A 19,571-nucleotide genomic window follows, 5' to 3' on the forward strand; every position below is an offset into this window, starting at 1 on the left:
GATATGGAAAAACAACCTCATGTTCTTATTGTCGAAGATGAGAAAAAGTTAGCCTCACTTTTAGCTGATTATTTAAATTTATCGAATTTTGAAACCAGTTGTTTACATGACGGGCCTTCTGTTGAGCCATGGTTAGATGAAAATAAAGCCGATGTGATTTTATTAGATCTGATGTTGCCAGGTAAAAGTGGCCTAGATATTTGTAAGTCAATTCGTACAACAAGCCAAGTCCCTATTCTAATGGTTACGGCTAAAGTTGAAGAAGTTGACCGTTTAATAGGGCTAGAGATTGGTGCAGACGATTATATATGTAAACCATTTAGCCCCAAAGAAGTAGTTGCTAGAGTCAAAGCTGTCTTAAGGCGTGCTAATCCACAAACTAAAAGTTTACTCCCATTTGAGCTTGATACTCACCGTTTAGTTATGTCTATTGGTCAACAATCCATCGCTTTAACTGCGGTTGAGTTTGAAATGATGGTATTGCTAAGCTCAGAGCCCGGTAGAATATTTTCTCGAGAGCAACTTATGACTACGTGTTATAGCGACCATCGAATTGTGAGCGATAGAACCATAGATAGCCATATTAAAAAGCTTAGAAAGAAAATAGCAGTAATTGGGAATCAAGATTGGATCCAATCTGTCTATGGGGTGGGGTACAAGTTAGATGTGGATGCAGTGTAATTTAAAGTTAAAGTGCATAACTAATCTCTAGATCAATTCCCCCATACTTTGTCTGATTTCTGGAATTGCTTTTAGTGTTATCTCTAAAAATGCATCCACGGTAGCGCTGCTATTTTTATAATGCAGCTCAACAGGAATGTCAGAGGTTACCGACGCCAACTGTAAAAAGTGGCAAGCTGAACTGTAAAGTTTACTAACACAATTTGGGGCAATGGCGACCCCTAATCCTGCTGCTACTTCGGTTACTAGGGTTTGCATATGTTTAGGTTGACTAACGATATTAGGCGAAAATCCAGCTGATTTACAAATCGAAGTAGTCTCATCAAACAAGCTTAGCGCTTCGTCTCGGTTAAATATAATAAAATGCTCGTTGGCCAATTCCGACAAGTCGATAATCTCGCGAGTAGCTAATACATGGGTATCATTAACGATTGCCACCAGTTTATCTGTGTAGATAGTATGACTAGTAAACTCATCTTTTATTATGCTTGGTAGCGGTCTTGAAAATCCTATATCAATCCGTTTGTTTTTAAATGCTTCTATTTGTTCAGTTGCTGTCATTTCATATATAACTACATGAACATGTGGGTAGTGTAATCTGTATTTACGCACTAATGAGGCTATAAAGGTTAAACAGGCAGAGCTTAAATGGGCGATTCTAAGGGTACCTAGTTGACCATTATGGGTACGCTGAACTTGTATTTTAGCTTGCTGTGTTAAGGCGATGATTTCCTGAGCGTCTTTTAATAATTGCTGTCCGGCAGCTGTGATAGCCACGTCTCTAGAATTTCGCTTAAACAAGCTAACACTTAGCTCATTTTCTAATGCTGATATATGTCGGCTTATAGCAGGTTGAACCGTATGTAATTCACGTGCCGCTTCTGAAAAGCTTTTATGTTTTGCCACAGCAATAAAGCTCATTAGTATTTTAATATCCAAAATTCACCATTGATGCAATTTTTGTATAGATTCTATAAAATAATAGCATTTTTATTATAATTTCATAATCAGTATTCTTTACACAACTTAATTAACAAGAGAGTTTTGTGAAGACTCAATCATCGGATAATAATTTAAGCCACTTTCTGTTGCTCTTAATGACAACGGCTATAGCGGTAACAGCTGCTAACCTTTATTACGTGCAACCTATTTTGCCATTGATAGCCAAAGAGTTTGACCTAGGTGTATCTGAGCTTGGGAGTATCCCAGCTTTAAATCAGTTCGGTTATGCCCTTGCATTACTGTTCATCTCGCCGTTAGGTGACGCTATAGCAAGAAGACGGGTTATAGCGGTATTGTCTTTAGTGTTAGTTGCATCAAGTTTTCTGGCGGCTTTTACACCAAGTTTTGTTGTTATAGTCACTGCCATGTTTTTTATTGGACTAAGTGCCAATATTACACAGCAGCTCATTCCTTTTGCGGCTTCAATGGTTAAGCCCCAAAAAAAGGCAGCTACCTTAGGTACCTTAATGATGGGCCTTACTTTAGGCATATTATTGTCGAGGACTGCCAGCGGATTTGTTGGTGAGCATTTTGGCTGGCGGGGTGTTTATATTATGTCAGGGATAGTTGCAGCCTTATTTGGTCTGTTGTTGTATGTATTTTTACCTGTAAACAAACCTCAAAGTAATTTGCGTTATTGGCCCTTATTGCGAAGTACATTAAGCCTTTTTAAACGGCATAAAGCATTACAACACTTTACCTTAGCGGGGGCATTCTGGTTTGCCGCTTTTAACGTACTTTGGGCAACTCTTGCAATCTACGTAAGTAATGGCCCTTTTAATTACAACGCACAACAAGCTGGCCTTTTTGGCGTAATTGCATTGGCAGGCGTAATTGGCGCAAAAGTATCAGGTAGGTGGGTTGATGTTTTAGGTTCTAAAACTCTGATTATGTTATCCCTGTTATTAATTGCCATAGGTTTTATTGTGACGGGTATATTTGCTGACAATTTAATGGCTCTGATCATAGGAGTTATTCTTATCGATTTTGGTGTGTTTAGTGCCCAAGTCTCTAACCAAGTTCGCGTCTTTAGTGTTGATGAAACGGCGCAAAGTAGGATCAATGGTATTTACATGTTGGGTTATTACATTGGCGGAGCGCTTGGTTCAATCGCAGGAATAAAAGCGTTTGCATTGTTTCAGTGGCATGGCGTGATTGCTGTGTCATTGGTGTTTATTAGTCTGAGTGCCATATTAAATTGCCGTGCTCAACAGGCTTAAAACCCTTACATATATAACAATAATTAATTGGATGATAAATGAGCAAACTTTCTACTTTAGGCAGTGTCACCTTACTTTGCATTGCCTCTCTAACTATTATGGTGGGCTCTATCGTCGCCCCCGGCATGATAAGTATTTCAGCACAATTAGACGTAGCTGATAACGCTATTTTACTGATAACACTGCCTGCTTTAGGGGCGGTTATTTTTGCCCCTATAGCTGGAAAATTAATTGATAAATACGGCGCTTATCCATCAGTGATTATTGGTATGTTTTTGTATGGTCTATTTGGTGCAGGCGCGATTTTCTTAGAGGGAGCTTTTTGGGTATTTACAAACAGGTTATTGCTAGGTGGTTTAACTGCACTGGTAATGGCTAGCAGTACCGTGCTTATTTCACAGTGGTATCAGGGGCAAGAAAGACTAATTATGATAGCTAAACAAGGCATGGCTATTGAGTTAGGCGGAGTGATATTCCTATTTTTTGGTGGAATACTAGCAGCCCAATACTGGGCTTTACCATTTCTTTTATATCTAACTGCTTGGTTGTTTTTAATTATGCTGCTGCTCTATGTCCCTAGGAATTCTGATGCTTCATTGGACAAAAGTGAGACTGAAAATGACGAGCAGATAGTACCTGATGGTTTGTCTTTAAAAAGTATCTATTTGTTTTCAGTTTTATCTATGGGGACATTTTTTACTATTTTTGTTTTATTGCCATTTGCCATGCACACTCAAGGTTACGATGAACAACAAGTTGGTATTTTGCTTTCGTCTATTTCTCTAGTGGCTGTGATTGCAGCGAGCTTTATGCCAAGGCTAAGTAAAGTATTTGGTGAGCCAAAATTATTAGCTACAGCCTTTATAGTCTATGGCATTGCCTTTATATGTTTTATACAAACCGGCTTAATATTATTAATTGTTGGAGCGATTTTTAGCGGTATTGGATTCGGTTTTAGCATACCTCTGTTAAACCATATGACTGTGAAACGTAGCAGTTACAAAGTTCGTGGTAAGAATCTATCCTATTTCACTATGGCTGTTTTTTCTGGGCAGTTTTTAACATCCTTCTTAGAAGGTTTATCTACTGAGCCTGCCAATGTATTTGGTTTTTTTATAGGGTTCTGCTGTTTACTTGCGCTTGGGTTATTTGTGACCTCAATTCGTACCCCACTTAAATCAAGTTAACCGTTTAACATTATTAGGCCGTTGCTTTGTATTCACACCAGGCCTTTATTCTTATTTGTTGTCCGTCATTAGCTTCAGCTCTTAGTGTTGCTATCAAAATAACGTTTGGTTTTTAATCATTCATTGTTATTGACTTTCTATTTCCATTTAAATATATTCATAAAATAATATTTGTTGGCTGTCCAACTTTTTTATTGTTGAGGAATATATGACTCTTGTAGCTAAACAACAAAAGCCCAGAAGAACTCAAGCAGAAATTCGAGTGTTTAGAGAAAAAGCACTTTTGAGGGCAGCTTTGGTAACGGTTGCTAAATTTGATATCGAAGGAGCCACAGTGGCGCGAATTTGCGCAGAAGCCGATGCTTCTCGAGGCTTGATTACACACTATTTTGATAATAAAGAAGACCTGTTGGTGGCAGCGTTAAGTAATTTATTTAACGAGGCACAAAGTTTTAAAGACGCTATTGCTAAAGATGACAACCTAAGTGCAATAACAAGAATACACGATATTGCTAATAGTAGTTTTCAGGCACCAGTATACACCTGGGAGATGGCTGCTGCGTGGCAAGCCTATAGCAATGCCAGTCGATTTAATAAGGCGTATCAAGAACCAATTAGGCTTTCTACACAAAAGTTTATCAATACCGTTGCTCCACTTTTTAAGCTATTAGCTGCAGAGCAGCCTTTACGTCTTCAGCCTGAAGAAGCTGCTCGTGGGCTATTTATTTTTATAAACGGTTTATGGAATAGCATGGCTTCTGAAGAAAATGACATACGAGCTGAAGAAGCCATAATGCAATGTGATGTGTATATAAATGGGTGCTTAAAATGAATATGTTTTTAGCATTACTCTATTAATCTAGTTTCAAATTAACTTAAGGTAATAAATATGGCGCAGTCATTATCTTGTAGAGAGATTATCGATCAATCTAACTATCCAATCGATGAAGTTGATAACCCTAAAAGACAAGAAGTAATAGAGCAGGTTCGGGCACAATTGGCTGTGGATGGTTGTGCGGTGGTGAGAAACTTTTTCAGTGAAGAAGGATTAAATGCCTTACTTGATGAAGCAAATGAGCGTAAACCAGATGCTTATTATTCGCCTAAAAAAGACTGTAATGTCTACTTAGGAAGCCCAGACGAGAGTCAATCTAAAGAGCATCCTAGAAATATTTTTATGCCGCGAACTAATGGTTTTGTTCGCGCCGACACTTTTGATGAAGAGTCAGCTTCTAGGCGACTCTATTATTGGGAGCCATTGAAGCAGTTTTTAGCGGATTGTCTTGATAAGCCTGAATTGTTTATTTATGAAGACCCAATTTCAAACATGATTGTAAACGTGGGCAAAAAAGGCCAGCGGTTTAATTGGCACTTTGACACGAATGAGTTCACTATTACCATGTTACTTAAGCCCGCCGTTAAAGGAGGGAATTTTGAATATGTTCCTAGCCTAAGAACGCCACAAGATGAGTGCTACGACGAGGTTAAAAAGGTACTAGATGGTGATCGTTCAAGAGTTAAAAGACTAGAGTTAAATGCTGGTGACTTGCAGTTTTTCTTGGGACGTTTTTCGCTGCATCAAGTAACAGAGAATCTCGGAGATGAAGACCGCTTGTTGCTTATTATGTCATTTACTGAACAACCTGGTGTGATTGGCAGTATGTACAGAGTTAAAGACTTATATGGAAAAGTCACTGCCGCGCATTTAGTTAATGAAGAAAGTCTTATACGCGCTGATGGATTGCTAGATTGAGCACATCTAAAAGTAAATCAAAAAGGTTAAACAGCAGCCGAGTTTATGAAGTTACTAGGCTGCTATTTAACTATTGGTAGATTACTCGTTGTTATGTGGATTAATTGTATTCCAAAGTAAAATCTAACTCTTTAAGATAATTACACTCTCGCTCAAGATCTGCGCTAAACACAGGTTTGTTTTGCAACCAATTTTCAGGAAGTTTTAGCGTTACGGTTTCACCTTTAGTGGTGATACTAAATTCAGGTAAAATGTTATCTTGGCGCTTAATATTCAAGAGTACCCCTAGGCGTAATAAGGTCATAAGTTTATGCACCTGCTCTTGGCCCAAAATAGTAAACTCGGGAATTTCATCTACTCTAATTTTTTTACGATGAAACCGTACTAAGGTAGCTAAGAGGTTTTGCTGTTCTTGGCCAAACCCTGGCAACTCAATATTTTGTAAAATATAGGCTGAGTGTCGTTGAATACCTCTGGTGTTTATTTGTAAACCCACTTCATGTAAAAGTGCTGCCCATTCAAGTAAGCTTTTTAACTCTTTGTTGTCTATTTTCCACGTCTTTTTACACTCTTGGTATAGCGTCATAGTGGTGTTTAGTACACGTTTGGCTTGCTCTACATCAACATCGTAGCGGGTGGCTAGGCTTTGGGCGCTGCGCTCACGAATATCTAGTTGTTGTAAGTGATCTTCCATTTCATACAACACTCCCTCACGTAATGCAGCAGTAGAAAACTCCATAGTTTCAATTTTTAGGTTATTGAAAACTGCAATTAAAATAGATAACCCAGCCGCTAATACGGGTTGCCTGTCTATTGATAGCCCTTCTAATTTTAAGTTTTCACTGTTGCCTGCATCGCAACACAGGTCCATTAAGGCGTATAAATCACTTTTGGATACGCAATTCTCGGGAGTTGTGCTATCTAAATGAGACGCTAATTCAATAATCACTTTAATTGTGCCAGAGGTACCAATACAGGTTTTCCAGCCTAATTGTCGATATTGTTTATCGATCATTTCTAATTCTTGCTGGGCGCTTGTTATAGCTTTCAGGAAGTTTTTTGGTTTTAACTCACCATTTTTAAAAAAGCGATTAGTGTAACTCACACAGCCCATTTGCAAACTACGGAGAATTTTAGGCTCAAAGGCTTCACCTATGATGAATTCTGTGGAGCCTCCGCCTATGTCTACAATCAAACGTTGGCCTTGCTGATGGTTGGTATGGGCGACACCTTGATAGATTAGCCGAGCTTCTTCAACCCCTGCGATTACTTCAATTGGAAACGGAAATACAGACTTGGCGGCCTTCAAAAAGTCTTTAGCATTTTTGGCTTTGCGTAATGTATAGGTTGCCACAACGCGTACGTTTTCTGGTTCAAACCCTTGTAAGCTTTCAGCAATCACTTCTAGTGTTTGTAAGCCACGCTGTATTGCTTCCTCAGATAAAACTCCGTCTTTACCTAGACCGTCCGCCAAACGGACTTTTTGTTTGACACGGTGTAATATCTGTACTGAACCCGCAACGATTCGAGCTACCACAAGATGAAAGCTGTTAGAGCCAATATCTAAGGCGGCTACTTTACTACTATCGCGAACTTCGACACTGTCGAAAGCTGAGTTTACATTAGGCATTGTCACCCTTTTCTATGGCTTTTAGGTATTTGTATGTTTCTATTTGAGAGCGTAACTTTTTGCGGTTACCTCGGGCAACGTAAGGGTTAGTTTGCTTTTCATTAATCACCCGTGCTTTTAGAGTGTCTCTTAACTGCATGTTAAGTATATCGATCACTTTCGCTTTTAAATCAGTATCATAAATTGGGCAACCCACTTCAATTCTAAAGTCCATGTTGCGAGTCATCCAGTCAGCTGATGAAATAAACACTTTAGGATCACCAGCATTCTCAAACACTAGCACTCTAGGATGCTCTAAAAAACGGTCTACCACACTTATAATACTGATGTTTTCACTTACGCCTTTTACACCCGGTACTAATGAACACATACCGCGAATAATAGCTTTAATTCTTACGCCAGCTTGGCTGGCCTTATATAAGTCATCAATCAGTAATTTATCATCTAAATTATTAATTTTTAAGATGATCCCTGATTTTAATCCTTCGTTAGCATTTTGGATCTCTTGACGTACTAACAATTGAATTTTCGTTCTCGCGTTAAGGGGAGACACTTGTAAATGTTGGAATTTCTGTCTTCTGTAGGGCTGTTCAATAAAGGTGAATACTGCTCTGGCCTCATTAGCCAATTCTTGGTTACGGGTAAACAAGCTGAAATCTGTATATATTTTAGCGGTTTTTTCGTTGAAGTTACCTGTACCAAAGTGAGCGTAGTTAACTAGTTCACCCTTTTCTTCTCGGGTCACCACACATAACTTACTATGAATTTTTAAAGAAGGCATGCCAAACGCAACTTTAACGCCGGCATCTGTGAGGGTCTTAGCCCATTCAATGTTGTTCTCTTCGTCGAAACGCGCGCGTAGCTCAACCACTACAGTAACTTTTTTGCCGTTATCAACAGCATCAATTAAAGAACTAATTACCCGTGATTTACTCGCCACCCGGTAAATATTTAAGCGTATGTGTTTAACACTTGGGTCAAAAGCTGCCTGCCTTAAAAACTCAGTAACATGTAAAAAGCGATGGTATGGATAATAAAGCAGAATGTCTTTGGCTGTGATGGCATCAAAAACAGTATCGTATTCTGAAAAGTCTTTCGAAGTTAGTGCTGGAAGTTTTTTATTTTCGAGATAGTCGCGGCCGATATTTGGAAAACCAATAAAGTCTTTAAAGTTACGGTAAGCACCACTAGGAATTAAACTGTCATAAGAGGAGATTTTAAGGCGCTTTTTTAAATCTTTAAGCATTTCTGTGGGCATTCTTGCATCATGCACTACTCGCACAGGCTCGGCTATTAGCCTTTGTTTCATGCTGTCAGACATTTTATCAACATAACTTTCGTCAATTTCGTCATTAATAGAGTACTCAGAATCTCGAGTCATTTTAAAAGAATAGGCTTCTAAGTGGTCGAACTCAATAAACCCTTTAAATATGCTTTCTAGGTTTAAACGAATGATATCGTCTAATAATATGATGTATTTCTTTTTACGGCTTTTCTCTGGAGGAATGACAACAAACCGAGACATGTTTTGACTAGGAACTTCGATAACCGAATACGCTATGGCTTTATCATTTTTATGGATGCTGACATATAAATAGGTGGCTGAGTCATTTAAGCGGGAAACCAATTTTACTTTTTTGTTTAATAAAACAGGGGCAATATGTCGAAGAATTTTATTTTTAAAGTAGTTAGTGAGCCATTCGGTATGGTAGTCATTTAGGTCTTCTTCACCTAATAAAAATATGTTGTATCTGGCCAATCCTTTAACTATGTCTAGATGAACACGATCAAAATCTTCTGTCATTCCTAATACTTTTTCTTGGATCTCTTCCATCAACTCTTTGGTTTGTTCAGCTTGTTCGGTTTCACCTTCATTCATGTGAATAAAAATTTTACGCTTTACATCAGCTACTCTCACCCGGTAAAACTCATCCATATTGTTAGAGTAAATACCTAAAAATCTTATGCGCTCAATAATGGGGTTTGTTTTGTCTGCAGCTTCTTGAAGGACTCGTTGATTGAAAGATAACCAACTTAATTCGCGAGGGTAATAATTATTTTTACTATCAGGCATTGGAACTCTTATTGAATGTTTATTTTTATTGTAGTGATCGTCTAATGAGATTATGACAATCAGATGACAATTCTCGTTAAATTTTATTCAATCTCAATATCTACCATTAAATCATTGGCAACAGCTTCTAAGGTTTCTCGTAAACTATCTAAATCAAAATCTTCTGCAATTGTAATGGTTGCTTTTGCTTTAAATAGCGAGCCTCCCCAATTAGGCGCGCTTTCTAAATTGGAATCAAACTTAACAATATTCAAATTAAACTGACTCAGAACTTGGGTTAGCTCTTGAACAATCCCTGCTTTATCATTACCCATAATTTCAATTTTAGCTGACTTTTGCTGCGAGCTTGACTCAAGATCTCCAGCTAGCAAATGAATCTTCAAGTCTGGGTGCTGCGAAAAACATTCAATTAAATCTAAATGTTTGTCTTGTGGTAAATTGACTTCAACAAAACCTGCAAAATGTCCCGCCATATGAGAAAAGTTACTTCCTAGCCAGTTACCGCCCATATCAAAAACAGTTTTTGCTAAATCACTTATTAACCCGGGTTTATCTTGCCCAACTAAAGTAAATATCATTGGTTTCATAAAACTGTCACATCCACGTAATAGAGTCGCTGTCATTGCGCTTTAGCCTAAACCATTATGCGTGGGTTTAATAATATTTAATTATTAATCGCTGAATTTTTAGACAATCATTTAACTTTTTATTTACGCGAACTAAATAGTTACTATTCGTGGGTAATACTGTCTTAGTAAAATAGGTTAGGATAGCCATATATTCAAAATGACCCATTTGGGTTCTGATTTTTTTAAGTAAAAGAGAGCTTTTATGCCAATTAATTCATTTTTAGGGGTGTTTGCAAAATCACCACTAAAACCATTGGAAGATCATATCAATCTTGTTTACAAATGCAGCCAAGGTTTATTGCCTTTTTTTAAAGCTGTTTATGCTCAAGACTGGAAAGTTGCTGCCGACACTCAACAAATCATTTCTAAATTAGAAAAAGATGCTGATGTTATTAAACGTGAACTGAGGGTTAGCTTACCCACTGGCATCTTTATGCCTATCCAACGTCAGGATGTTTTAGATTTATTAACGCAGCAAGACAAAATTGCTAATAAAGCTAAAGATATATCTGGTCGTATTCTTGGGCGCCAGTTAGCGGTGCCTGAAGAATTACAAGTACCATTTATGGAGTATCTAGAACGTTGTCTAGATGCCACTAATCAAGCTAAGAAAGTCATTAATGAACTAGATGACTTGTTAGAGACTGGTTTTAAAGGCCGTGAGTTACGTTTGGTTGAGGATATGATCGAACGATTGGACTTGATCGAAGATGATACTGACGCTTTGCAGATTAGTTTACGTAGAAATTTACTGGCACTGGAAAAAGACTTAAATCCGGTGGACGTGATGTTTTTATATAGCATTATTGAATGGGTTGGCGAGTTGGCTGACATTTCCGAGAGAGTCGGTTCAAGACTTGAATTAATGTTGGCCAACTAAGAGATTTATTGATGGATATTTTACAAACTTACGGTTTTATTTTAATCGTAACTGCCGCTGTGGTTGGGTTTTTAATGGCTTGGGGTATTGGTGCGAACGATGTGGCCAATGCTATGGGAACATCGGTTGGCTCTAAAGCGATTACCATAAAACAAGCAATTTTCATTGCCATGGTATTTGAGTTTGCTGGAGCTTATTTAGCAGGGGGAGAGGTTACCTCTACTATACGTAAAGGCATTATTGATGCCGCTTATTTTGTCGACACTCCCGAATTACTTGTGTATGGCATGATTTCGGCGTTGTTTGCTGCAGGGGTGTGGTTAGCTTTTGCTTCTTATTTGGGCTGGCCTGTTTCAACTACACACTCAATTATTGGTGCTATAGTTGGCTTTGCTGCTGTTGGCGTAAGTTCTGAGGCAGTAGAGTGGGGCAAAGTAACAGGCATAGTGGGGAGTTGGGTGATTACCCCTGCTATTTCCGGTTTTATTGCTTATTTAATATTCCAAAGTGCTCAAAAATTAATATTTGATACTGATCACCCCATAGACAACGCTAAGCGTTATGTTCCTTTTTATATGGCGGCCGCTGGTTTTATTATGTCACTGGTTACCATTAAAAAGGGGTTGTCACATGTAGGTTTGGAAATTGCCAGTTCAACTGGCTATTTCATAGCTTTGGCAATTGCAGTACTAATTGGTATTGCTGGAAAATTCGTAATAAACAATCTTAAGTTCGATAAAAATGCCGATAAAACCACCCATTACGCCAATGTAGAAAAAATCTTTGCAGTGCTGATGGTAGTGAGTGCTTGTTGTATGGCTTTTGCCCATGGTTCAAATGATGTTGCTAATGCTATTGGACCTTTAGCTGCGGTCGTCAGCATAGTAAATAGTGGCGGTGAGATTGGTTCTAGTGCGTCATTAGTTTGGTGGATTTTACCTCTTGGTGGTATTGGGATTGTGCTTGGTTTGGCTTTATTTGGCCACAAAGTTATTAAAACAATCGGTAATGGTATTACTCACTTAACACCTAGTAGAGGCTTTGCTGCAGAACTTGCAGCAGCAACCACTGTGGTTATTGCTTCAGGTACAGGCTTACCTATATCAACTACGCAAACATTAGTTGGAGCGGTTTTAGGTGTGGGTATGGCTCGGGGGATTGCTGCAATAAACCTAGGGGTGGTACGTAATATCGTTATATCTTGGATAGTTACACTACCTGCTGGTGCGGCGCTTTCTATTGTTTTCTTCTTTATGATAAAGGGTATATTTGCCCCTTAATCTTGTATAGATAAGGTTAAATAAAATACCTTATCCTAGGTTTGACTATACAGAATTTAAAATTATAACCACTTGTTTTCAAGTGGTTTTTTTTTGTACTTTAAAAATTGACTCATAACTTTTCTTATCAATAGAGTACATAAGTTAAGCTTTTTTGGTGCCCAATATTAAAGTTTTGTGACAATTATTTACTGTAACAAAACTGTCATGCTGCTTAGTTACTCTGCTCCCGTTTTTTAATTCTAATAAATTTACTCTCGTTTGGAGAACACAATGAAACTAAATAATACTTTTAAAGTTAGTACGCTTGTTTTAGCAATGGCCCTAGCTGGTTGTGGTGGCGGTGATATCGTTTTAGATGCTAGCGATAATAGTACTTATACAGATAACAGCGACAACAGCGTGACTGGTGACACTGGTAGTGGTGATACCAACGTTTGTGCTACTTACACTGATGAATCTGGTGTTGCCCAACAGGGTACTGAAGAAGGTGATAACTGCCGTTATACTTCTCAGTTTGTTAGTTCTTCTAACCCAATTCTTACTAACATCACTTTTTCTGCTTTAGAAAATGGTGGTGCTCATATCTTTAACGAAAGCTTATACATAGGTCAAAACTATAGTAGCTTGAGCGAAGCAGCTACTGCAGGTATCAATAGCGGCGGTGACGGTGCGAGCTTGTTTATTGAAGCTGGCGCAACTCTAGCGTTCCAATCTGGTACTGCTGTGGTAATTAACCGAGGCTCACAAATTCGAGCTGAAGGTACCTCTGATGCCCCTATTACTTTCACTTCTGAAACTGACATAGATGGCAATATCACTCCTGAAGAAACCGGCGCTTGGGGCGGCATGGTAATTAATGGTTTTGGTTTTACCAACGGTTGTGAATATGAATCAGGTTGGGCGTTTGAGCCAAATTCAGCTCTTGATGAAGGCAGTGCTTTAGAATTGGTTACTGACGCAGATTGTTCAATTGCCGTTGAAGGCTTAATCGGTAATGACGAAACTACTTATGGTGGTGAGCTACCTGAAGATAACTCTGGTGAGCTTAGCTACGTAGTTGTTAAACATGCTGGATCTGCACTTTCTCCTGGTAACGAATTAAACGGTATTACCTTTGGTGCTGTTGGTAGTGAAACAACTGTTTCTAACCTAGAAATTTATTCAAACATAGATGATGGCATTGAGTTCTTCGGTGGCGGTGTAAACGTTGAAAATTATGTTGCTGTTTATGTGCAAGACGATTCAATCGATATCGATGATGGTTACTACGGCACTATCACCAACGCATTAGTGATTCAAGGTGGCGGTATAGATGCAGCAATCGGAACGCGTACTGGTGCACACTGTGTTGAATCTGACGGTGCGTCAACTCGTGACGAAGACACTGTATTTGACGAAGATTACTTAAGCCGTGCCACTATCACTAATTTAACCTGTATTAGCTCAGCTAAAAATGAAGATACAGCGGGTAATGGTGATCCAGGTGCCGGTATTAACTTTGAAGAAGGTCACTTACTTACTGTGACTAACTCAATTATTACTACTGCTTATGCCGGTGATGATGAAGCTGAAAACAACAACTACTGTTTCCAAGCTGAAGATGACATCGATGCTATTCAAGTTGCTGCTGGGTTATTAACTTTCTCCGAAAACATCTTTGCTTGTCCTGACATGGTTGCTGATGATTTAGATCTGGGCACTGTTGATACATCAAGCGAGCAATATACTACAGCGGTATCACGTCGTGCAGACGGAGCAGCTGGTCCGTTCTCAGGAACTGTTGACGCATTCTTAGATGACACTGGAAACCTTACTTCTGAAGTAACTGTACGTGCTGATGAAGGCGTAACAACAAATATCTTAAGTGGTTTTTACACTGTTACCCAAGCTGACATGCTAGTCGACGGCACAGCTGTTAGCTTTGCGGCAGGTTCTACATTTACTGCTGATGACCTTAGTTGGACTTATGGCTTAATTGATGGTGCTCGCGGTCAAGATCTTTGGTTCGAAGACGGTCAAACTCCTGGCGATCGTTAATACCGAAGGCGCTGATTTATTGGCGTAGCCTATGTGATGGGGCGCTTCACGGCGCCCTTTCTCGTAAAGGGCATTGTAACGATTAATTAAGAGTGAACACCGATGAAAATCAATAAAACTTTTTCGAAGGCAGGATTAGCGGCATTTCCGCTTTGCCTACTTTCAACAATAATATCTACTACAGTTTCAGCTCAGGATCAGCTCGGTGCTGAAATAAATCAGCAGATAGGGCAAGAAATAGAAAGAGTCCTAGTACGAGGCAGATTACAAACTGCCGCTGAGTCTATTGTTACTGAACGTATAGAGTCAGATAAAGTAGTAGATATTCTTGGCATAGAACAAATATCGCGAGCTGGTGATTCTAATATCGCTGATGCTTTGCGCCGTGTACCTGGTCTAACATTAGTCGATGGTAAATTTATTTATATCCGCGGCTTAGGTGAAAGATACCAAAACGTCACCCTTAATGGGGCGGCTGTGCCTTCGCCTGACTTGACCCGTAATGTTATCCCGCTGGATATATTCCCAACTGCTATAGTGGCAGACATTGCTGTTCAAAAAGGATATACGGCAGATAAAAGTGCTGTATTCGGTGGTGGTGCCATAGATATAAGAACCACTGCTATTCCTGATAGTTTTATGGCTTATGTTGGCGCTAGCGGCGGTATTAATAGCTTGTCTGATAGCTATTTAGATTACCCTGGTAGTAACGATTTTGGTAAAGAAGATGGCACCCGTGCATTTCCTTCAATTGTAAGTTCTACCTTAGGCAGCACGTTCATTAACGATGGTGACTTAGATATAAGTCCATCGGCAATTCAAGATACGGCCAATCGTAATGGATCTGCTATAACCTTTGAACAAGCTGAAGCGTTAAATAGAGAGTTAGCGCTGGGGTTTAACCGTGATCTAGACATATCTGAAAAAGACAGTTCAGTTCAAGATATGGGCTTTGAGGTTGGTATCGGTGATACCTATGATATAGGTGGTGAGTTTACGTTAGGCGGACTAGTTACCCTTAACTACGATGAATCTATTCGTACACAAGATCGTATCAGCCGCAGACTAGAAGAGCCTGAAGAAGAGTTTACCGAAACGACTAAAAGTACCCAAAATACCAGTGTAACCGTTACTGCTGCGGTCGCTCTAAAGTGGGGATATGACCACTCTATTGAATCTAAGAATTTCTTTATTCGTAATACCGATGATGAAACGTTTGTGTCTAACGAGTATAACGACACCTCTGGATTTAGCAGTGGTGGTGGCTTCCGTAACTATGAAGGTATTTTTGAGCAAAGAGAGTTAGAAATTAATCAGTTTTCTGGTAGGCATATATTAGGTGAAGATACTCGTGACCTTATTGGCTTAGACAGTACCTTTTTGGATGATTTAGAGCTTACTTGGTTCTACTCTGATTCAAATGCAACAACTGAAATTCCTAACGCATTCACCTCTGTAGCTACCTTTAGTCGTGATACTACTACTAACGAGTTTAGCAATGTTAATATCTCTTTAGGGGGGATTGTTAGTAACGGTTTGCAATTCGATAACCTAGATCTAGACGATCAGTTAGAAAGTTCTGGTTTTGAAATGAAACTACCACTTTATGCTGGTGATTGGGCCTTTGAGCTGTCGGGTGGGACACGTATAGATAAGCGTGGCCGTATTTCTGATCAGTTAACATTAACTATAGACGGTAGCTCAATTGTAAACTCTTTAGTGACAGACTCTATATCGACGCGTTTCTCTGATGAAGCTATCTCTAATGCTGATAATGGTTTTGAGTTGGCACTTGAGTCATCTGAATTTAGTCCTAGTTTAGCTGCAACTAAGGTTGAAGCGGTTTTTGGTCAAATAAATATAGATTGGAACGACGAACTTACAGTTGTGTTAGGAAGTCGTTTTGAAGACTATCGCCAAGTGAGTGCTATATTCAATCCATTGGCTGTATCTAGTCCTATTTTACCTAACCTTGATTCAAACAGTTTCACTGAAGGTGAGCTGCCTGAAGGTATTTTCCAAGACGATGGTATTTATCCTTCTGCTTCAGCAGTGTATAAGATTTATGATTTTTGGGCTGAAACATTCAAGCTAAACTTGATGTGGAGTGAGAACGTTATTCGCCCAGATATGCGTGAAATCGTAGATACTTCGTTCCGAGATCCTGTAACTGATTTCATTATTTCTGGTAATTCTAGTGTTACACCATCAGATATTACTAATATTGATTTACGTGCAGAATGGTTCTTTGAATCTGGAAACAACTTTACAGTTAGTTTATTCCATAAAGATATCGAAAATCCAATAGAGCTCTTTTCACAAACGGCCACAGGTAATGAACTGCGAGCTGAAGTGCTGAACGCTGGCACCGCAGAAATTAGTGGTTTAGAAGTTGAATGGATGGTAAACCTTGAGTTTCTTGGTGATATTGGATCCTTGTTCTTTGTCCAAGGTAATATTACTAGCTTGTTCAATAACGAAATTGATGCCACTGGTGTAGAAAGTGACGTAACAAATGCAGTACGTCCTTTGACTCAAGCGTCTGATTTTGTGGCCAACATCATAGTAGGATTTGATTCAGACGATGGTAAGCACTCGGCTGGTCTAGCGTTTAATACTTTCTCAGAACGTCTATACGTTTCTGGCGCAAGTGGCTTCGCAGACTCTTATGAACAACCGTTTGACTCGTTAGACTTCAACTACACTTATTACATTCAAGAAGACTTATCCGTTAAGTTTAAAGCAAAGAACTTGCTTGATGCTAAGAATGAGATCACTCAAGAAAATAATGATGGCGTAGATGTTACGCGTTTTGAACAGGAAGTTGGCCAAGGCTATAGTGTGAGCGTTAGTTATAAATTCTAATGCTCAAACGCTTATATTCTGTTCAATAAAAAACCTGCTTAATGCAGGTTTTTTTTGGTTCCATTTTTAATTGTGGCTTATCTGCTAAGCGCAATTAGATCGGTAATTGTAGTATCAACATCAGATTCAAAATCATAATCATACTGTAACATCAGACCTTGAACGGCTACCGCCTGAGAGTTTAACTCTATAGGTTGAAAGCGAGATTTTTTTAAGGCTTTCATTGATGTATGTACAAACTGCTTAGGACCACTGTTTTCTACCAGGGCAATATTAACTGGCTCACCTTGCTTATTTAAATCATAGGTAAGGGTTACATTGCCTGAGCGCTTGTTAAGCAACTGGGCATTTGGGTAGTTTGGTACTACTTGTTCGACGGCAACAATTTGAGTATCCGAAGCAGCTAAATCAGCAGCATCTAAGGTGATAGCATTGACACTCCAAGAAACTGATAATATGGATACTAGTGTTAATAATTTTTTCATACTTCCTCCGGAATTGTTATAAATTACCAAGGAAAACTAAAACGTAATAACAATGTATTCCCTAGGTATATTCAAAGTATATACATAAATTAAAAGTAGTCAACTATATTTCTCATTTGTCATAAAACTGTAATATTAATCCGGTATAAGATTTGTTCATGTATATACAATTAAGATACATTACATAGCGAGTTTCAAGTAAAACTCCCCTACCTATAAGCAGTTTGTTCATGACTAAATCAGTAGATAAAAAAGAATCAAGTAAGAAAGACCAAGAAAACAAAAAGAATAGTCAGTTGATTATTCGTATAAAAAAAGAAGAGCGTGATGCTTTTGTTGAGTTATGTGATGAATTAGATACAAGTGCGGCGAGAGAGATCCGTATGTTTATTCGTGATTTCTTACGTAAGCAGAACAGTTAATATATATAATTAGATATACGAGGAGCCAAGAAGTAATAGAATTTATACCCTTCTCTTTAACTGCAAAGTTGTGGCTGTCATAATTTAGTGGTTTATTGTGACAGTTAAACTAAACCCAACATAATCACATATAGCTAGTTTATCGTCTTAGTTAGGTTTAGTTTCTTCTAGTATGGAGAGTAAGCTGGCTAGATGTAACCCGTGTTTAGAAAGCTATGACTCTTGGTCAGGTCTTTATATTTAAATTAACGGATAGGGCTTACCAAGTCTAATAACTCTGCGTTGATAAATTGGTTAGGACTATACACATCTAAAACAGAGCTGCTGCTATCAACCTGTTTTACTTCTAATTCAACATCTGGGTATGACCTTAAAGTAGAGTGGCTTATTCCGTTTACGCCAATAGGTAAACGCTTTTTGTACAGAGTAAACTTATCACCTTTTTTAATACCGTTTTCACTTCCCATATTAATTGTCAACTGCTGTTGTTCAGTATTGATTATTTGGGCAAAGCTTCGCTCACATTGTAGTAAATTAGACACGTCTGAAACCGCATTATTAATAGTATTTAGAACAACACGGCCATAATCACTTCGCCAAAAAAGACTGTTATGGGTATCCACACTGTAATCACTACTGTATTCCCAGTTAGCTTCACTGTGGTAGGTTTCTTTGTAGATGATGTTATGGCGGTAAGCATCTAATAGATACACTTGTACAGTAAAGTTACGGCGCAATGCCACATCGTCTGATAACAGCTCTTCTGTGACTTGTTCAAACAAGCTGATGTCACGAATGAATCCAAAAAGCACAAACTGTCGACCGTATTCTCTGGTCATAAAAATTGCTTTTTCAGTGATTTCTTGTAAATCGATCTTGTCATAGGAGTGCACGTCGGTGAAGGCTTTGTCTATTAATAAAACCTTTGGGCTGCTGTGCTCAACGCTGAGCTGCCGCTCAAAACGTTTACTAATTTGTTTGCCTAAATCAAAGATACCGCCGTATTTAGCTTGCTGTGGTTTTAAAACTTGAAATTGCGCTACCAACATAGAGCGGTTATAACCATCATGGGCGCAATCGAATAAAGGAGTGAAATTTACTTTTACGGTGACTGTTAAAGTGTCATCGGTGACTGTTTCACTTACCACTTCAACTCGTTGAATTTGGCCTTGAGTCGTTATGACAGACTTACTACTAACGAGTAGACCATCTAACACCACGTCTTCAGCTGCTATAAAGCTACCATTTTTAAAAGAGGCGTCGGCTACTGCATTTTTAATGGCTTGCACACGAACATCGGTTAAGTCGGCATCTTCAATGGCAACACTGGCTTCGCCTTGCTGCCAATTAGCTAAGGTAGTTGGGGAGATAGATAGAAATAGAAGCGCTACTAGCGCCCTTGATAGTATGGAGTGCATCTTAG

16 protein-coding genes are annotated in these 19,571 nt (G+C 38.8%); 10 read left to right on the forward strand and 6 right to left on the reverse strand.

Going from position 1 to position 19,571, the window contains the following annotated elements; translation table 11 throughout:
• Positions 1–3: 3 nt before the first annotated feature.
• Positions 4–681, forward strand: coding sequence for a response regulator (locus tag EOK74_RS02600; RefSeq protein WP_133468350.1), 678 nt, complete (start codon positions 4–6; stop codon positions 679–681).
• A gap of 27 nt (positions 682–708) precedes the next feature.
• Here EOK74_RS02600 and EOK74_RS02605 read toward each other — a convergent pair whose 3' ends face one another.
• Positions 709–1,620 (reverse strand): LysR family transcriptional regulator, encoded by a 912-nt coding sequence (locus EOK74_RS02605; RefSeq protein WP_133468351.1) that lies wholly within the window; start codon positions 1,618–1,620, stop codon positions 709–711.
• A 107-nt stretch (positions 1,621–1,727) separates the two neighbouring features.
• Here EOK74_RS02605 and EOK74_RS02610 point away from each other — a divergent pair, with 107 nt between their 5' ends.
• From EOK74_RS02610 to EOK74_RS02625, 4 genes are all read left to right on the forward strand, one after another.
• On the forward strand, positions 1,728–2,903 hold the full coding sequence (locus tag EOK74_RS02610) for an MFS transporter (protein WP_239023984.1): 1,176 nt from the start codon (positions 1,728–1,730) through the stop codon (positions 2,901–2,903).
• 38 nt (positions 2,904–2,941) lie between these two features.
• Positions 2,942–4,090: an MFS transporter gene (locus EOK74_RS02615; protein ID WP_133468352.1), complete on the forward strand. Its 1,149-nt coding sequence runs from the start codon at positions 2,942–2,944 to the stop codon at positions 4,088–4,090.
• 208 nt (positions 4,091–4,298) lie between these two features.
• On the forward strand, positions 4,299–4,922 hold the full coding sequence (locus EOK74_RS02620; protein WP_133468353.1) for a TetR family transcriptional regulator: 624 nt from the start codon (positions 4,299–4,301) through the stop codon (positions 4,920–4,922).
• A gap of 57 nt (positions 4,923–4,979) precedes the next feature.
• Positions 4,980–5,843 (forward strand): HalD/BesD family halogenase, encoded by an 864-nt coding sequence (locus EOK74_RS02625; protein WP_133468354.1) that lies wholly within the window; start codon positions 4,980–4,982, stop codon positions 5,841–5,843.
• 100 nt (positions 5,844–5,943) lie between these two features.
• Here EOK74_RS02625 and ppx read toward each other — a convergent pair whose 3' ends face one another.
• The 3 genes from ppx to EOK74_RS02640 all read right to left on the reverse strand — a co-directional run bounded on the left by ppx (position 5,944) and on the right by EOK74_RS02640 (position 10,134).
• Entirely contained in the window at positions 5,944–7,473 is a 1,530-nt protein-coding gene (gene ppx / locus EOK74_RS02630) for an exopolyphosphatase (protein ID WP_133468355.1), read from the reverse strand.
• The gene (gene ppk1, locus EOK74_RS02635) at positions 7,466–9,547 is read right to left on the reverse strand and encodes a polyphosphate kinase 1 (protein WP_133468356.1); all 2,082 of its coding nucleotides are present in this window, start codon (positions 9,545–9,547) and stop codon (positions 7,466–7,468) included. Before ppk1 ends, ppx begins: the two co-directional genes overlap by 8 nt.
• A gap of 83 nt (positions 9,548–9,630) precedes the next feature.
• Positions 9,631–10,134, reverse strand: coding sequence for a glycine cleavage system transcriptional repressor (locus tag EOK74_RS02640; RefSeq protein WP_133468489.1), 504 nt, complete (start codon positions 10,132–10,134; stop codon positions 9,631–9,633).
• A 244-nt stretch (positions 10,135–10,378) separates the two neighbouring features.
• Here EOK74_RS02640 and EOK74_RS02645 point away from each other — a divergent pair, with 244 nt between their 5' ends.
• The 4 genes from EOK74_RS02645 to EOK74_RS02660 all read left to right on the forward strand — a co-directional run bounded on the left by EOK74_RS02645 (position 10,379) and on the right by EOK74_RS02660 (position 17,241).
• Complete coding sequence (locus EOK74_RS02645) at positions 10,379–11,056, forward strand: TIGR00153 family protein (RefSeq protein ID WP_133468357.1); 678 nt, start codon at positions 10,379–10,381, stop codon at positions 11,054–11,056.
• 11 nt (positions 11,057–11,067) lie between these two features.
• On the forward strand, positions 11,068–12,336 hold the full coding sequence (locus tag EOK74_RS02650; protein ID WP_133468358.1) for an inorganic phosphate transporter: 1,269 nt from the start codon (positions 11,068–11,070) through the stop codon (positions 12,334–12,336).
• 273 nt (positions 12,337–12,609) lie between these two features.
• Positions 12,610–14,376, forward strand: coding sequence for a serine/threonine protein kinase (locus tag EOK74_RS02655; protein WP_133468359.1), 1,767 nt, complete (start codon positions 12,610–12,612; stop codon positions 14,374–14,376).
• A 102-nt stretch (positions 14,377–14,478) separates the two neighbouring features.
• Positions 14,479–17,241, forward strand: coding sequence for a TonB-dependent receptor domain-containing protein (locus EOK74_RS02660; RefSeq protein WP_133468360.1), 2,763 nt, complete (start codon positions 14,479–14,481; stop codon positions 17,239–17,241).
• A gap of 77 nt (positions 17,242–17,318) precedes the next feature.
• Here the strand turns inward: EOK74_RS02660 and EOK74_RS02665 are convergent, their stop codons facing one another.
• The gene (locus EOK74_RS02665; RefSeq protein WP_133468361.1) at positions 17,319–17,726 is read right to left on the reverse strand and encodes an energy transducer TonB; all 408 of its coding nucleotides are present in this window, start codon (positions 17,724–17,726) and stop codon (positions 17,319–17,321) included.
• A 230-nt stretch (positions 17,727–17,956) separates the two neighbouring features.
• Here EOK74_RS02665 and EOK74_RS02670 point away from each other — a divergent pair, with 230 nt between their 5' ends.
• A complete protein-coding gene (locus EOK74_RS02670) occupies positions 17,957–18,148 on the forward strand; it encodes a hypothetical protein (RefSeq protein ID WP_133468362.1) in 192 nt (63 codons plus the stop codon).
• A 245-nt stretch (positions 18,149–18,393) separates the two neighbouring features.
• Here EOK74_RS02670 and EOK74_RS02675 read toward each other — a convergent pair whose 3' ends face one another.
• Positions 18,394–19,566, reverse strand: a complete 1,173-nt coding sequence (locus tag EOK74_RS02675) for a flagellar assembly protein T N-terminal domain-containing protein (protein WP_133468363.1) — start codon at positions 19,564–19,566, stop codon at positions 18,394–18,396.
• Positions 19,567–19,571: the final 5 nt, after the last annotated feature.

The sequence above is a fragment of the Paraglaciecola marina genome (assembly GCF_004360155.1).
Classification (GTDB): domain Bacteria; phylum Pseudomonadota; class Gammaproteobacteria; order Enterobacterales; family Alteromonadaceae; genus Paraglaciecola; species Paraglaciecola marina.

Bases quoted from the DNA above. Each gene is read 5' to 3' on its own strand.
- EOK74_RS02600 (WP_133468350.1), top strand. From the start codon at position 4: ATGGAAAAACAACCTCATGTTCTTATTGTCGAAGATGAGAAAAAGTTA.
- EOK74_RS02615 (WP_133468352.1), top strand. From the start codon at position 2,942: ATGAGCAAACTTTCTACTTTAGGCAGTGTCACCTTACTTTGCATTGCC.
- EOK74_RS02620 (WP_133468353.1), top strand. From the start codon at position 4,299: ATGACTCTTGTAGCTAAACAACAAAAGCCCAGAAGAACTCAAGCAGAA.
- EOK74_RS02625 (WP_133468354.1), top strand. From the start codon at position 4,980: ATGGCGCAGTCATTATCTTGTAGAGAGATTATCGATCAATCTAACTAT.
- ppx (WP_133468355.1), bottom strand. From the start codon at position 7,473: ATGCCTAATGTAAACTCAGCTTTCGACAGTGTCGAAGTTCGCGATAGT.
- ppk1 (WP_133468356.1), bottom strand. From the start codon at position 9,547: ATGCCTGATAGTAAAAATAATTATTACCCTCGCGAATTAAGTTGGTTA.
- EOK74_RS02640 (WP_133468489.1), bottom strand. From the start codon at position 10,134: ATGAAACCAATGATATTTACTTTAGTTGGGCAAGATAAACCCGGGTTA.
- EOK74_RS02645 (WP_133468357.1), top strand. From the start codon at position 10,379: ATGCCAATTAATTCATTTTTAGGGGTGTTTGCAAAATCACCACTAAAA.
- EOK74_RS02650 (WP_133468358.1), top strand. From the start codon at position 11,068: ATGGATATTTTACAAACTTACGGTTTTATTTTAATCGTAACTGCCGCT.
- EOK74_RS02655 (WP_133468359.1), top strand. From the start codon at position 12,610: ATGAAACTAAATAATACTTTTAAAGTTAGTACGCTTGTTTTAGCAATG.
- EOK74_RS02660 (WP_133468360.1), top strand. From the start codon at position 14,479: ATGAAAATCAATAAAACTTTTTCGAAGGCAGGATTAGCGGCATTTCCG.
- EOK74_RS02665 (WP_133468361.1), bottom strand. From the start codon at position 17,726: ATGAAAAAATTATTAACACTAGTATCCATATTATCAGTTTCTTGGAGT.
- EOK74_RS02670 (WP_133468362.1), top strand. From the start codon at position 17,957: ATGACTAAATCAGTAGATAAAAAAGAATCAAGTAAGAAAGACCAAGAA.
- EOK74_RS02675 (WP_133468363.1), bottom strand. From the start codon at position 19,566: ATGCACTCCATACTATCAAGGGCGCTAGTAGCGCTTCTATTTCTATCT.